Source organism: Blautia intestinihominis, assembly GCF_040096655.1.
Taxonomy (GTDB): Bacteria; Bacillota; Clostridia; order Lachnospirales; family Lachnospiraceae; genus Blautia_A; species Blautia_A intestinihominis.
The window spans coordinates 42,494-56,285 of the sequence record NZ_JBBMEI010000009.1 but is presented as its reverse complement, the minus strand read 5'-3'; the positions used below and the strand labels follow the sequence as shown (position 1 = coordinate 56,285).

General features: G+C 37.3%; 13 protein-coding genes. 4 read left to right on the top strand and 9 right to left on the bottom strand.

All coding sequences use genetic code 11. From position 1 onward, the window contains the following. Position 1 precedes the first annotated feature (1 nt). Complete coding sequence (locus tag WMO75_RS04590) at positions 2–937, bottom strand: ParM/StbA family protein (RefSeq protein ID WP_118062414.1); 936 nt, start codon at positions 935–937, stop codon at positions 2–4. 251 nt (positions 938–1,188) lie between these two features. Between WMO75_RS04590 and WMO75_RS04585 the strand changes: the two genes are divergently transcribed. Then, complete coding sequence (locus WMO75_RS04585; RefSeq protein WP_118062415.1) at positions 1,189–1,815, top strand: helix-turn-helix domain-containing protein; 627 nt, start codon at positions 1,189–1,191, stop codon at positions 1,813–1,815. A 74-nt stretch (positions 1,816–1,889) separates the two neighbouring features. On the opposite strand, the gene WMO75_RS04580 is transcribed toward WMO75_RS04585, so the two are convergent. The 7 genes from WMO75_RS04580 to WMO75_RS04550 form a co-directional block, all read right to left on the bottom strand. Next, the gene (locus tag WMO75_RS04580; protein ID WP_118062416.1) at positions 1,890–3,209 is read right to left on the bottom strand and encodes a hypothetical protein; all 1,320 of its coding nucleotides are present in this window, start codon (positions 3,207–3,209) and stop codon (positions 1,890–1,892) included. Between the two features lie 121 nt (positions 3,210–3,330). Then, positions 3,331–3,669, bottom strand: a complete 339-nt coding sequence (locus WMO75_RS04575; protein ID WP_117636440.1) for a DUF6050 family protein — start codon at positions 3,667–3,669, stop codon at positions 3,331–3,333. Further along, complete coding sequence (locus WMO75_RS04570) at positions 3,666–5,276, bottom strand: recombinase family protein (protein WP_158576602.1); 1,611 nt, start codon at positions 5,274–5,276, stop codon at positions 3,666–3,668. Before WMO75_RS04570 ends, WMO75_RS04575 begins: the two co-directional genes overlap by 4 nt. After that, on the bottom strand, positions 5,251–6,963 hold the full coding sequence (locus tag WMO75_RS04565; protein ID WP_118062418.1) for a recombinase family protein: 1,713 nt from the start codon (positions 6,961–6,963) through the stop codon (positions 5,251–5,253). Before WMO75_RS04565 ends, WMO75_RS04570 begins: the two co-directional genes overlap by 26 nt. Positions 6,964–6,966: 3 nt before the next feature. Next, positions 6,967–8,466: a recombinase family protein gene (locus WMO75_RS04560; protein ID WP_118062419.1), complete on the bottom strand. Its 1,500-nt coding sequence runs from the start codon at positions 8,464–8,466 to the stop codon at positions 6,967–6,969. Then, on the bottom strand, positions 8,454–10,109 hold the full coding sequence (locus WMO75_RS04555) for a recombinase family protein (protein WP_117636436.1): 1,656 nt from the start codon (positions 10,107–10,109) through the stop codon (positions 8,454–8,456). Before WMO75_RS04555 ends, WMO75_RS04560 begins: the two co-directional genes overlap by 13 nt. 174 nt (positions 10,110–10,283) lie before the next feature. Beyond that, positions 10,284–10,544: a DUF6870 family protein gene (locus WMO75_RS04550; protein ID WP_199691107.1), complete on the bottom strand. Its 261-nt coding sequence runs from the start codon at positions 10,542–10,544 to the stop codon at positions 10,284–10,286. A 379-nt stretch (positions 10,545–10,923) separates the two neighbouring features. Between WMO75_RS04550 and WMO75_RS04545 the strand changes: the two genes are divergently transcribed. Beyond that, entirely contained in the window at positions 10,924–11,316 is a 393-nt protein-coding gene (locus tag WMO75_RS04545) for a plasmid mobilization protein (RefSeq protein WP_118062420.1), read from the top strand. Then, a complete protein-coding gene (locus tag WMO75_RS04540; RefSeq protein ID WP_349077686.1) occupies positions 11,288–12,925 on the top strand; it encodes a relaxase/mobilization nuclease domain-containing protein in 1,638 nt (545 codons plus the stop codon). The genes WMO75_RS04545 and WMO75_RS04540 overlap by 29 nt, the downstream gene beginning before the upstream one ends. 48 nt (positions 12,926–12,973) lie before the next feature. Here the strand turns inward: WMO75_RS04540 and WMO75_RS04535 are convergent, their stop codons facing one another. Beyond that, on the bottom strand, positions 12,974–13,411 hold the full coding sequence (locus WMO75_RS04535; protein ID WP_118743838.1) for a hypothetical protein: 438 nt from the start codon (positions 13,409–13,411) through the stop codon (positions 12,974–12,976). Positions 13,412–13,514: 103 nt separating this feature from the next. Here WMO75_RS04535 and WMO75_RS04530 point away from each other — a divergent pair, with 103 nt between their 5' ends. Next, a complete protein-coding gene (locus tag WMO75_RS04530) occupies positions 13,515–13,715 on the top strand; it encodes a helix-turn-helix domain-containing protein (RefSeq protein WP_118062423.1) in 201 nt (66 codons plus the stop codon). Positions 13,716–13,792: the final 77 nt, after the last annotated feature.

Sequence of the window (13,792 nt, the reverse complement as noted above, 5' to 3'; positions counted from 1 at the left end):
CCTACCCTCTACGCAGGCGAGCTGCTGTCAATTTTTCATATCCGATAGCATTAGCACGCACATCATCAATAAATTCCACATATTTAAACTCTGAGGAATTTTCAATTTGCTTTCTCAACAGCAAACTTCCACCACCAAGAAAAACAGCCGGATTAGTTCTGAAATCAGTCACATGAGTATGTAGTTTATTGATGATTCTCTGTAACCAGTTTTCTGCCATTCTCTGAATTTCCACAATTACTTCCTCTTCCAGAATGGTTTCCTCCTGCATTAACACCTGTTCCACATCAGAAGAATCTAAGTGAATACCATAGTTCTGCTGTATTGCATTGGAAATTTCCGACCTGAGAACTGCCATACCAGAACGATCACTGACACGGACAGATAAATCCGGTTTTCCATTTCTAATCACCAGAAGATCAACCGTTCCGTCTCCAATATCAATGCAGTTTACTGTGCGGTATTTCTTTAAAAGGCTTGCTTTAAAGCACATAACAGCCGCAAAGTTCTGAGGACTGACAAATACATCCTTCAAATAGAAACTTACAGTTTTCCCATTCATTTTAAATGTAATTCCATGTTTTGCATGATCTAAAAAATATTTCTTGAATGATGTTGCCTGCTGCCCATAATCTGCCGGTGGTAATCCGATTCCCAATACTACATCTTTTCCTGTCAACGTAATTCCCTTATTACGGGCTTCCATTGTAAGAGCATATAATGTCAGAATAAAATAATCATCATCTACTGTTTTGTCCGCCTTAAATGGCATTTTTGTATCAGACAACGTATAATAGGTTCCCTGGTATTCCAAAATATCCTCATTCATAAATCTTCCCGGTTCCGACACATATCGAACAAGTCCACATGGGAAACATACACTTTCTCCCTTCATATTTCCATTTCCATGGTCAATTCCAAAAATAATCTCTGCCATTGCTTTTCCTCCTGTTTTTTAACTGTACTTTAAGTAACACCAGCACATCTCTCAGTTTCAATTTTACTAATATTTAAGTAGCACTTATCTGTAATCCGCTATCACTTTTGTATGTCTTGTTCTACTTAAATATTACTTTTGTATGTGTTTTAAATATATACCATACATTTGTATGTGTCAATACATTTTTATATATTTTTGTGTATTTTACGATAGGAAATATGATATAATCCAGCTATGGAGGTAGCATAATGACTGTTGGTGAAAAAATTAAATATTTTAGAACTTTACATGGTTTTACCCAGGATCAGCTTATACAAGCTACTGGTCTAAGCATAAGTACATTGCAAAAATATGAAGCTGATGAACGCAAACCTAAACCGGAACAGCTCTTAAAAATATCCCAGGCACTCGGTATCAGTATAAATGTTTTCATGGATTTTGATATTCATACCGTTTCTGATCTGCTCTCACTTATTTTCAAAATGAATGAGCAACTGGATTTAAACTTTAATTCTCAAAAAGACAGCAATGGGAATATTCTGCCCGATACCCTGACGCTTTCATTTGGAAATCCGGTAATTAACCAAAAACTTTCTACTTACGTTGCTTTTCTAAATAAAATGGCAGATTCAGAAAATGAACAATACACCCAGGCACTTCAGGAATTAGAAAACCAGCTTCTTGATGACAGTACAGATATTCAAAAAGCAGCCCCGATCAAGGAATCATCTGCTCCACCTTCTGATTCTGCTTTTTCCGATCCTTCCTATCAGAAAATACAGAACCTGTTATCCGATTGTACTTCACAGGAAATGGAATGGATTTTTAAGTCTGTACAACTTATAAAAGAATGTATGCGTAATACTCCTGAGTAGCTATAATTCTCCGCAACCAAATACAAAATGAGAGGAAAACAGTTGTCATGCTGCGTCCTCTCATTTTCGTACTATCATTTTTTCAAATCTTCTATGATCTTTTCCAGATTAATACCCATTCCATTAAATTGTGGCTGTAAGATCAAATACTCTTTCAACGGTGAGAGTTTACCAAGTATCTTCCTAATCCGACCGCTTTTCTTTTCCAGCTCTAATTCCAGCTCCTTCAAGCACAACTTATAATATGGAACTGCAATATTTATTTCCTTCAAATAACCTTTCAGTGTTTCTATGCTTGAAGTGTCGTTCAAGCGTATGGCTGCATTTCCTAATATTATCAGAAAATCTATACAATCCACGCCCAATGTATTAAACTCGACATTTTCCAAATATTCTTTTAAATTTTTAATCTTATTTTGTTCTACCAGGCAATCCAACAAATAAATCTGTGCAAATGCGTTTTCTTCATATCCCAGACTTGTAGTAAAGTGTTGCTCTGCCACTTCATAATTTCCCAACTTCCAATTTACATAGGCTATGTCAGAAAAATATTTTGCCTTGCCAGAACTATTGAAATTATCAACCTTCATTTGCTTGCGGATCTCCAGAGCTTTATCGAGCCATTTTCTATCTGGCTCAAAATTATAATATATTTCATACATTTGAGCAGTTATATCCTGTGAATACAGCTCAATTTCCGTATAAGGTACTCCTTTTTCCAATTTCTCAATCACTTCATCTGCAATCTTTTTTGCACCCTCATTATCGGATACTAACGAAAGCTGTATTGCCTTGTCAAATTGATATTTTAATTTCATCAGAGAATCCTCTGATTTTTCGATCAAAATGTCATCTAATTTCAGCAACTTTGTCAGCTCTCCTGTTGGTAATATTACTGACCGCAGTAATTCCAACATTCTTTGATCTGTGTGTACATCGACTTTTATATTCTTTGCAATAGCTTCAATCTGTTCTGTGAATCTGCCATTTTCATTATTCAAATCATAATACAATAACTGGTAATATTCGCATTCATTTTTCCATTCTTCCGCATCAACCAATTTTTTTATAGTCTCAAATCTTTCTCCCCAATTATCAGTATTTCCTTCCGGAATGCTGCAAAAAATGCGGTCTGCCAGTTCCGATAATGCGTTTATATCTTGATGAAGTATGAATTTCCCAATTGCCGGATTATCCTTTAAAATTCTATTTGTATGCTTTTTGATTTCCACCAGATAATCCGTCAGCATAGCAATTGCTATGTAATATGCTTTTATATAATTTTTACTTTCACGCTCCCTTTTATAATCCTCTATTTTCATTCCACTGAATGGTTTACAGCAAATCCCATATATTCGTCCTGATCCGCAAAGACATTTTTCATCATCTAACATATTTCTTCTCTCCCTGTTTATGTACTGATTGATATTCTACCACATCTTCCTTCATCAAGAAATGGCAAAATAAAACCACAGGCTGTCAACCCGTGGTCATATTCTCTACCATATTATTCCTTTACATTCTTTTTCCGTTATATCCGGCCAGCATTCTGCTGATCGGGTAGCCTACTATGTACCATATTGCTCTGATTGCCAGACCTGCTGCAATCACACATCCAAATACGCCACCTACAATTACGCACAGGGCAACCATTCCAAGAATACCAGATAAATCCCAGTGCCATGGAACAATAATAAACATATGCGGTATTCCTACCGGAACTCCATACACCAACATCAAGCGGAACCAGTCAATTTCTCCATTCACCATATAAATATACTGTCCAAGCCAGCCGATCAGCAACAAACCTGTGAATACTAAAACCCCTTTACATATAAAATTCTTAAATGTCATGCTTCTTTTTCCCCCTTCTGGTATTTTTCGATTGCTCGCATGAGAATATCATCAAACTTAAACACAACCTCTATCCGTTTTTTATCGTACACATATACTGTATCAATCGTGGCATCAACCAGCTCCTGTGTGATTTTTTCATGCTGCATTTCTCCATCAAGCAACTCTATCGCAGACGCTACTTTGTTTTTATAGGCACTTTCCTCTACTGATAAGTGAGTAAGTCTTTCCATTTCCGTCTCATTGCGGTTGATTTTATCTGTAAGCTGCTGCTTCATAAGCAAATATTTATCTTTTGTAATAATTCCTTCTGCATATGCTTCATATTGCCGCATTCGCTCACTTTTCAATTTGTCATTTTCTAATTCCAATTGCTTTAGCTTCTTTTTCCTTACACCGTCTAACGCATTTGCTTTTCCCTCAATCTCTTCCTGAATCATGTCAAGTATATAGAGAACTTGTTGCAGTGCATACCATACATGTCCCTCTATAATCATAACAGAAACCGCTTCATCTGAACATTTTGAAAACTTCCCCGTCAGTTTTTTATGCGGACAGTACATTTTATCATTTGCACCAGACTCCATCAGAACCATCGAACGTCTGCAGTTTCCACATCTCACTTTCCCCTTCAACGCAAATTTTCTTGTTCCTCGGTATCCTGGCTTATTCATAAACATAATCGTTGCTTTTGCCAGTTCATATTCTTCTTCTGATACGATTGCCGGATGAACATTCTTTGTAATAACCATATCTCCATATTTTGATTTTCTGGTTATTTTACTTCCAACTGAAACACTCTGTCGTTTTCCCTGTACTAATGCTCCTGTATATTCATATCTGCAAAGGATTGTACGAATCATGCCACAATCCCATAATACTTCTGTCTCTGGTAATTTCTGATTATATCCATAATGTGTCAGACCATTTTCTTTATTATATTTTCCCGGTGTAGGTATCTTCTGCTCATTCATATAATACATAATCTGCGTAGTATTACAGCCTTCTATTGCTTTGTCAAAAATAGCTCTTACATATTTCCCTGCTACCGGATCAATCACCCACTCTCCCGTCTCAGTATCTCTTAAATATCCAAATGGCGGTTTTCCTCCCGTCCATTGTCCGTTTTTCCATTTCACTCTCAACGCACTTTTTATCTTCTTCGAAATATCTTTGCTGTAAAGATTATTAACCAGGTTATGAATAGCCATATCCATTCCCATCGTTTTCCCAAGATAATCATTACTGTCATAATTATTGTTGATTGAAATAAAACGAATTCCCAATATTGGAAGTATCTGCTCCAGATAATCTCCAACACCAATATAATCCCTTCCAAATCTGGAAAAGTCTTTTACAATGATCGTATCTATCTTTCCTGACTTTGCGTCTTCTATCATTCTTTTAAATTCTGGACGTTCAAAATTTGTTCCCGTATAGCCGTCATCGACGTATTCTATATATTCGTCAGCCAGATCATCCCTGTCCTGCAAAAAGTTCACAAGAAGCGTTCTCTGATTTTCAATACTATTACTTTCATCTTTATTATTTTTTCCCAGATCACCATCTGCAAGTGACAATCTAAGATATAAAGCATTCTTCAGCACTCTTAACACCCTCTATCAATTCTATTATCTGTTGGAATTTATCATCACACCTGAAACACACATGAATGTTCCCATTTTTGTATACTTCCACATATTCTACAAGTTCCTGCACCAACTTTTCATTGAAACTTCGTTCAGACAAATATGACTCCAGGTTGTTTACCATATCCATATATCTGTCAGCTTTCTTTTCCAGCATCCTTTGTTTCTGTTTTGCAGCTTGCAATTCATCCCTTAATTCCTGTAAGTTCTGAATATACCGCTCCTTCATCATGTCAAAATCTTCTTTTTCAACAATCCCACACACATAATTTTCATATAATGTCGCATTCTTTTCTTCTGCCTGCGATACCTTTCGTTCCAGCATCCGCACATTTGCACCAGCTTCATAAAAAGCATTTTTTTCACTGGTATCGCTTTTCATTTTCTGTAACAACTTCTTCCTGTCGCATAAACTCTTTATAAGAATTTGAATCTGATCCATCACAAGCATTTTCAGTAAATTTTCTTCTATTTTCTGGTCACAATGATTTTGGGCATGATTTTGGGCGGAACACGTGTAATAAATTCCAACTTTCTCCATCGTTTTATAATTATGCGTATATCGGACACAATACATCGTCCGACCGCAATCTCCACATCGTACCATTCCGGCAAAGTAATCTTTGTATTTCTCCCGATCTTTCATATATTTCACACGCCAGTCCTTCGTTATTTTTTTCATTGCATTTGCTCTTTCCTGCAATTCTTCATAATCGTCTCTGGCGATCATAGGCTGATGCATATCTCTTTGAATATTCCAGTCTTCCGGACTTGTCTTATACTGTTTGACGCCTTTATACAACGCTTGTTTCAATTTTCCTGTCACAATATCTCCGGCATATGTCGGATTATTCAAAATTTTATCTACACTGTCCGCACGCCATTTTGTCTTTTCCAGGGGAACTGTTAAATTTTCCATCTTCTCTCTCTGCCCTGGTGTTGCAATACCCATAAGATTTAATCTGTCTGCAATTTTAGGCTTACTGACTCCCATCATGTACCACTGAAATATCATTCTTACAAATGGGGCTGTCTCCTCATCCACAATCTGTCTGTGCCTGTCTTCTGAGCGAATATACCCAAACGCCACCTTACTCAGTGTCACATTTCCATTTCTCCTCTGTGCATCCTTTGCAGCCAATATTTTCTTTGACATATCTTTTGCATACATGGCATTAACCATATTTTTCAGAGGTACACTGATATTCTCCTGATCTTCCTTTCTGGAACTGTCATAATCATCCGTAATTGCAATAAACCTTACATTAAGTCTTGGAAGAATGGTTTCCAGATAATATCCTGTTTCCAGATAATCCCTGCCAAAACGTGATAAGTCTTTTACAACAATGCATTGAATTTTTCCTGTTTTCACATCTTCCATAAGTTTTATGAATCCAGGTCGATCAAAATTCGTTCCACTAAATCCATTGTCACTATATGTACCTGCCAGTCGCAAGTCAGGATGTTCTTCAATATATTTTTCAACCAACATCTGTTGTACTACCAGCGTTTCATCAGTCTCATTTCCACCGTTCTCAACAGACAAACGAACATATGCTGCTGTATCTAACAGATTTTTATTTTTGACTATGTCCTGAGAAATATTTACTTCAGTACTTTTATTTCTTCTGCTTTTTCTCGCCATAAACTATTCCTCCAACCATTCTTCTGGAAAATAATCTCTCCATCTCTGCATTGTCAAATACACATGCACCTCTTTGAAATTTGAAACAATTATTTTATCTACCCATTTCTTCACATGTTCAAATTCCAAATCTTCTGGAAGCTCCACTCTCTGAAACGTCTTTATCCATTCATTTTCATTGCTGAATGCTTTCTTCATCTCGGCAAACCGCTCCATAAGTCCTTCAAAATCCATTTCATACATTTGTAGCTGTGACTGTATTTCTTCTTTTTTATCCAGATACTCTGGCTCTGTAAGCTCGTTATTTTTAAATTTCTCATATATCGGAATACGATCTTTTTCTACCTGCTCCATTTCCTGAAATATCATCCAAGCCTTTTCTGAATATTGCTGTTGTTCTTTTTGTAACAGTTTCTGTATAGCTTCCGTTTCCAAATATCTGGTCATTCTTTCTGCCATATCCATTTCCGATTGAATTGCTTCTTTTACTGCTCTTGTAACTACGTCTACTTCTATATAAATTCTTTTGCTCTTTGGCAGCTCATTTATCTTTGAATTCAATACAAATACAGAATCTCCGCTTTGAAAATTTCTTAAATACAGTGGTTTTCCTGTTTCTTCATCAAATATTTTATGAACATACGGTCCCAGTTTTCCGCCTTTGCGGTTTTTTGTCGTTGACCGACTTTTTACAATTTCTTTTGCCTTATCAAATACGCCTTTTTCCAATATCGGAGTAATTGGAATTGTACAGAGTTTTCCATTGATTGTTTTCTTCCAATAGCCGTCATACGCTGTACAGTCTAAGATTCTCCGAAGCGATCCTTCACTCCATTTATTTTCATAATGTGGCCAATGCTTATGTCCCACCCTGGCATTATGTACCATAGGTGATTCAACACCTCTCTCATTCATAATATCGGCTATTTTTTTTACTGATACACCATCCAAAAGCATCTGAAACACTTCACGTACAATCGTAGCTGCTTCTTCTTCAACCAGTAACTCTTTCCGGTCTTCTGAAAGTATGTATCCATACTTTTCATCATGTACGTTATAATATCCTTCAATTTGCTCTCGCACAGCAAACTCCCGCATACTCTTTATCTGTACCGCAATTTTTTCTTTTCTGAAATATTCATCAATTTCTTCTCTGCTTTTTTCGATACTGCAAAAATCATCCTGTACTACTGAAAAATGGATTCCTGCCGGGAAGAATGTTTTTGCAAGGACATCTTCAGCACAGGAAATATATTTACCACAGCGATCAATGCTATTTACCACCACCATGTCAAACTTCCTGCTGATACCATCCATCGTCATTTCTTCAAATGCTGTATTCTCGTTATCGTCCCTTTTTCTGTCACTGTATTTTGCAACCAGCTTCCAGCCATGCGATTGTATATATTTTTGAATCTGTTCATTCTGCTGCTGAATAATATCTGTCGGAATGCTTTCACTGGATTTGCATGATGTGGTTCTTGTGTAACTTACGCACCGCATTTGAATCTACCTTCCTTTTCTTCTATTTCCCGAATATTTTGAGCTACCTCCGTCATTTCCTGTATTTCATCGGCATACTTAAACTGAATTTCCAGACGGTCTTTTCCATAAACGATAATCTTATCAATTAATGTGACTACTGCTTTACGGTCAAGCTGTGTGATATTCTGGTAGCTTTTAAAATCTTCTATCCAGGGATGTTCCCTTTTTCCTTCCACTACTGCCTTTTCTTTCTTTTTTTCCAGTTCACGTTTTGCTTCTTCCGCATTATGCAACTTATCCGAAAATCTCTGGTTATACTCATGGTACTCTTCTCTGGTCACAATATTATCCAACATATCCTGATATAAACGAGTTTTTAAATCTTTATATCTTTCCACTTCCTCATGGAGAACAGTCAACTGCTTTTCCAGTGAATCAAATTCTGTTTTTTTATAATTTTCCATTCCACTGTCCCGGATAATGTTTTCCGCATCTACTAATAATGCAATCTGCTTCTGAATCGCTTCCAGCACAACTGCATGTACAATTTTTTCACTGATCAGATGTGAACTGCACCCATCTCCGTTTTTATATGTAGAACAATGGTAATAATAATATCTCTTCCCTTTTTTAGATGTGCTTCTTTTTACCATGTTCTGTCCGCAATCTCCACAGCGTAAAAATCCCGAAAACAAATATACAGAATCTTCATCCGGTGCAGTACGGGTATCCAGTTCCAGCAGTGATTGTACATACTGAAATATTTCTTCTACTATGATAGCTTCATGAGTTTTTTCAACCCGAATCCAGTTTTCTTCCGCTACTGGTCTGCACTCTTTTACTTTGTAATTGATCTTACGATTTTTTCCCTGAACCATCGTCCCGGTATAAAGCTCATTTGTCAAAATACGGTTCACTGTCGTAACTGCCCATTTGGGATTAGCTCCCGAACGAAATCCACTGTTATATTTCATTCCACGGCTTCGCTTATACTCCAGTGGTGGCAATACTCCCATTTCATTTAATTTTGTAGCAATCCTCTGCGAACTGTACCCGCCCATTTTCAGATTAAAAATAAACCGAACAATCTCTGCTGCATATTCATCTATGATAAGATGATTTTTGTTCTCCGGGTCTTTTTGATACCCGTATCCTGCAAAGCTTCCTATAAACTGCCCATTTTTTCTTTTCACATCTAGCTGACTTCGGATTTTAATTGAGATGTCCCTGCAATAAGCATCGTTTATCAGATTCTTAAAGGGAACTATGATCTGATCTGCATCATCCGATTCCGCAGCACTGTCATAATGGTCTGTAATGGCAATAAACCTGACTCCAAGAAACGGAAATATCTTTTCCAGATATCGTCCTGTTTCGATATAGTTTCTTCCAAGTCTGGATAAGTCCTTAACGATGATACAGTTGATTTTCTTTTTCTTCACATCTTCGAGCAACCTTTTAAATGCTGGACGCTCAAAATTTGTTCCACTGTAACCATCATCAATATATTCATCGACCAGGGTAATGTCCGGGTGCTGTTTTACAAAATCGTTAATGAGACTTCTTTGATTGCGGATACTATCACTTTCCAGCTTGTCTCCATCTTCTCTGGAAAGTCTTAAATAGTCTGCCGCTAATATAGACTTTTGATTAAAATACATAAAGCCATCAACCTCCTAATTTACTATGCCGTCCGGCAGTGTAAACCAAGAAATTCATGGCTTCTTGAATGCTCTTAAATTTTGACCCAACACCATATTAACATAACTTCTGGCTCACTGCTATACCTTTTTTCATTCTTTTCCAAATTTCTTTCTGACCTGTTTTTTCGTTCTTCATAATGAAATACACCTGCTCAGACTTTCTTCCAGCGTACATTTCCCGGTAAAACTGATTTTCACTGCCACCCCATGAGAAATATAACAATATGGGTTCTTAATCTGATGAATATAGTCTGCAATCCGTTCCTCTTGTGGCAACTCCGTTCTTATCTTTACCTGCTCTATATCAATCAGATTACTGGTATCTATATTTTTGAGGTCTACCTCTGCCATTGCCTGCATTTCCTCCAGTGTTGGTAATTCTTTTGCTGACATTCTTTTACACCTCCTGAAACTTTCCTTCTACCTATAAAGCCCGGCAGAGGTTATTTACCAACCCCCTTTTTCAGATTTTTTTACTTTTTTCATTTTAGGGGTTTGTAAAACAGCTTTCTCACGCTTTATTAGTAGAGGGATTTCTTTCTTAGAGCAAGTTTCGCCTTGGCAGCCAAAAACTCGGATACCGAGTTTTGCCAGCAGGCAACTTGATGGGGATTTTGCTCCCCATACCCTCAAATACAATTAAAAATTGTCTCGTTGGTTCCCATTTGCATGGTCACAGCGTAATAAAGTTTTATTACTTGCCTTTCACTGTAAACGTGAAATTTGCCTGTCTGTAAATCATCGGGAGATAACGAAGGAAGGAATAGAAATTATGACAAGACCAAAGAAAGAAAAAGAAATGTCCCGCAATCAACGTATTACTGTCCGATTCACGGACACTGAATTTGCCATTATTGAAAATGCCGCAAAGCAAGCCAACCTGTCGCTGGCAGCTTATGTACGAACTCAAACCTTAAAGGGAAATGTACATACAAAAATCGAGATTGTTGCTGATGTTCCAGAAATTAAAAGTCTGCTTGCAGAGTTCGGTAAAATAGGCAGTAACCTCAACCAGATAGCAAAATATTTTAACCAGGGCGGAATTCTTTCACAGGAAATGCGTGGAGAAATAAATAAGCGTCTTCGGGATTTATATGAAATGAAATACAAGGTAATGGAAATGGCAGGTGATTTTCGTGGCAATACTGAAACATATCGCAAGTAAAAATGCTGATTACGGAGAAGCTGAGCGTTATCTGATTTTTCAGCATGACGAATATACGCAAAAACCTATTCTTGATGATGAAGGGCATATGCTCATTCGTGAAGAATATTATCTTGACGGCTTAAACTGTGATCCGTTCAGTTTTGCTGCTGAGTGCATGGAAACAAATGCCTATTTTCATAAAAATCAGTCTTTTAACGAAATCAAATCTCATCATTATATTATCAGCTTCGATCCCAAGGACAGGGACGAACATGGTCTGACGGGTGAACAGGCTCAAAAGTTAGGGTTGGAATATGCAAGAGAAAACTTTCCCGGACATCAGGCTCTTATCTGCACACATACTGACGGTCATAATGGAAGTGGCAATATACATGTGCATATCGTAATCAACAGCATTCGGAAATATGATGTCGAACCACAGCCATATATGGAATTTGACCGTGACGCAAAAGCCGGCTATAAGCATCATCTTTCTGACAGATACCGAATCCATCTAAAACAAAAAGTCATGGATATGTGCAACGCCAACGGACTAAACCAGGTTGATCTTCTGACACCTGCCGAAAAGAAAATATCTGAGAAAGAATACTGGGCGAAACGCAGAGGGCAGAAAAAACTCAATCAGCACAATGCTGAGCTTGAAAAAGAAGGGCTTACACCAAGGCAGACAACCTTTCAGACCGAAAAGCAATTTCTTCGTAATGCAATTGAAGATATTTCTTCAACAGCAGTCTCACAAGAACAGTTTGCAAAATTGCTGTCAGAAAAATATAACATCACCTTTAAAGTTAGTCGTGGCAGATACAGTTATCTACATCCTAATCGTCAAAAATATATTACCGGCAGAGCACTGGGAACGCTTTATGAAGAAAAGCATCTATTAGATGTATTTCAGGAAAATGCCAGTCAGCAAATCTCAAAACAGCCAGCTTCTGATATTACCAACAATATCAATTCTTCTGCTATGCCTACATCTTCTGATTTTGGATCTTCTCATACATTCCTCTTTATCAAATCTGACTTACGACTGGTAACGGACTTACAGCATTGTATCAAAGCACAACAAAGTCAGGCATATGCTCAAAAAGTAAAATTATCCAATTTGAAGATGATGGCTCAGACCGTAGCCTATGTGCAGGAACATGGCTTCCAATCAAAAGAAGATTTAGATACTGCACTTTCCAATGCCACTGCTCAAAGCACCACTGCCAGAAATTCCCTAAAAAATACAGAAGATACTTTAAAAGGAATCAACGAGCAGATTCATTACACCGGGCAATATCTGGCAAATAAAGATCTCTATTCCGAATATCGAAAAAGCAGGAATAAAGAAAATTTCTATGAACAACACCGGGCAGAACTCACCCTTTATGAATCAGCTCTCCGAATACTGAAAGAAAAAGCACAAGGAAAGAAATTACCCACCTTGAAAATGCTTCGTGAAGAAAAGAATCGTCTGACTGCATTACAATCCGATCAACGTGAAGAATTTAATGCCCGTCGTGAATATGAGCGGGAGCTTCGCACCGTATGTTCTAATGTTGACATCATACTCGGCACCCATCAGCCACAAGAGCGACAGCTTGAACAGACCCATGAAAAATGATAAGCAAAAACTGAGGTTTCTTCTTTGTGGAAGTAAACCTCAGTCTTTCTATTCAACTATTTCTCCGTCTACATACATCGTAAATTTTTCTGGATTATGAACAATATCGTAATCTTCATTTTCTTCCTCTGACAGATACGATATTTCACAGAACTTTTTGTTATCATCAAAATCCTTTTCTGTCTTATATACATTAATCTGCAACTCTGTTGGACACACCATATCATAAGAGAACTTAATAGACTGAAAGGAATTATTCTGGCACATTTCTACAATCTGCTTCGCCAGTTTATGTTTATCTTCAATTTCTTGCTGATTTGCTATAACCGTCAAATGCTCCGTTGTATTAAAACGTGAACTATTAATCGCATCCGGGATTTCTGAAAGAGGTTTTGACTGCACTGTATAGAAATAACTACATATCCCCACTACTCCTATTAAACAGGCAATTATCAGTATCTGTCTCCCAATATTTGTCTTTTTCAAATCTGCTCCTCCTTATACGCATGGGTTCCGAAAACAGAACCTTTGTTACTTTCTATCTTAACCCTATAATGAAGGAAAGACAAGAAAAAGGTGGAGATACCCGTTGATTAAATATGATAACCTGTGGCTTACCATGCAGAAGAAAGGTATCACAAAATACACACTTCACAAAGAATACCATTTCAGCAAGTCACTGATACATCGTTTGCAGAACAATGAAGGTGTCAGTATGAATACCATTAACACCCTCTGCAACATTTTGGATTGTGAAATAGAAGATATTGCAACTCACTACAAAGACTAGCCTTAAACGATAGGATCGTTACTGGCCAGTCTTTTTATATATGAAAAAAGACCAGCCACAACCAAGTGACCAGCCTT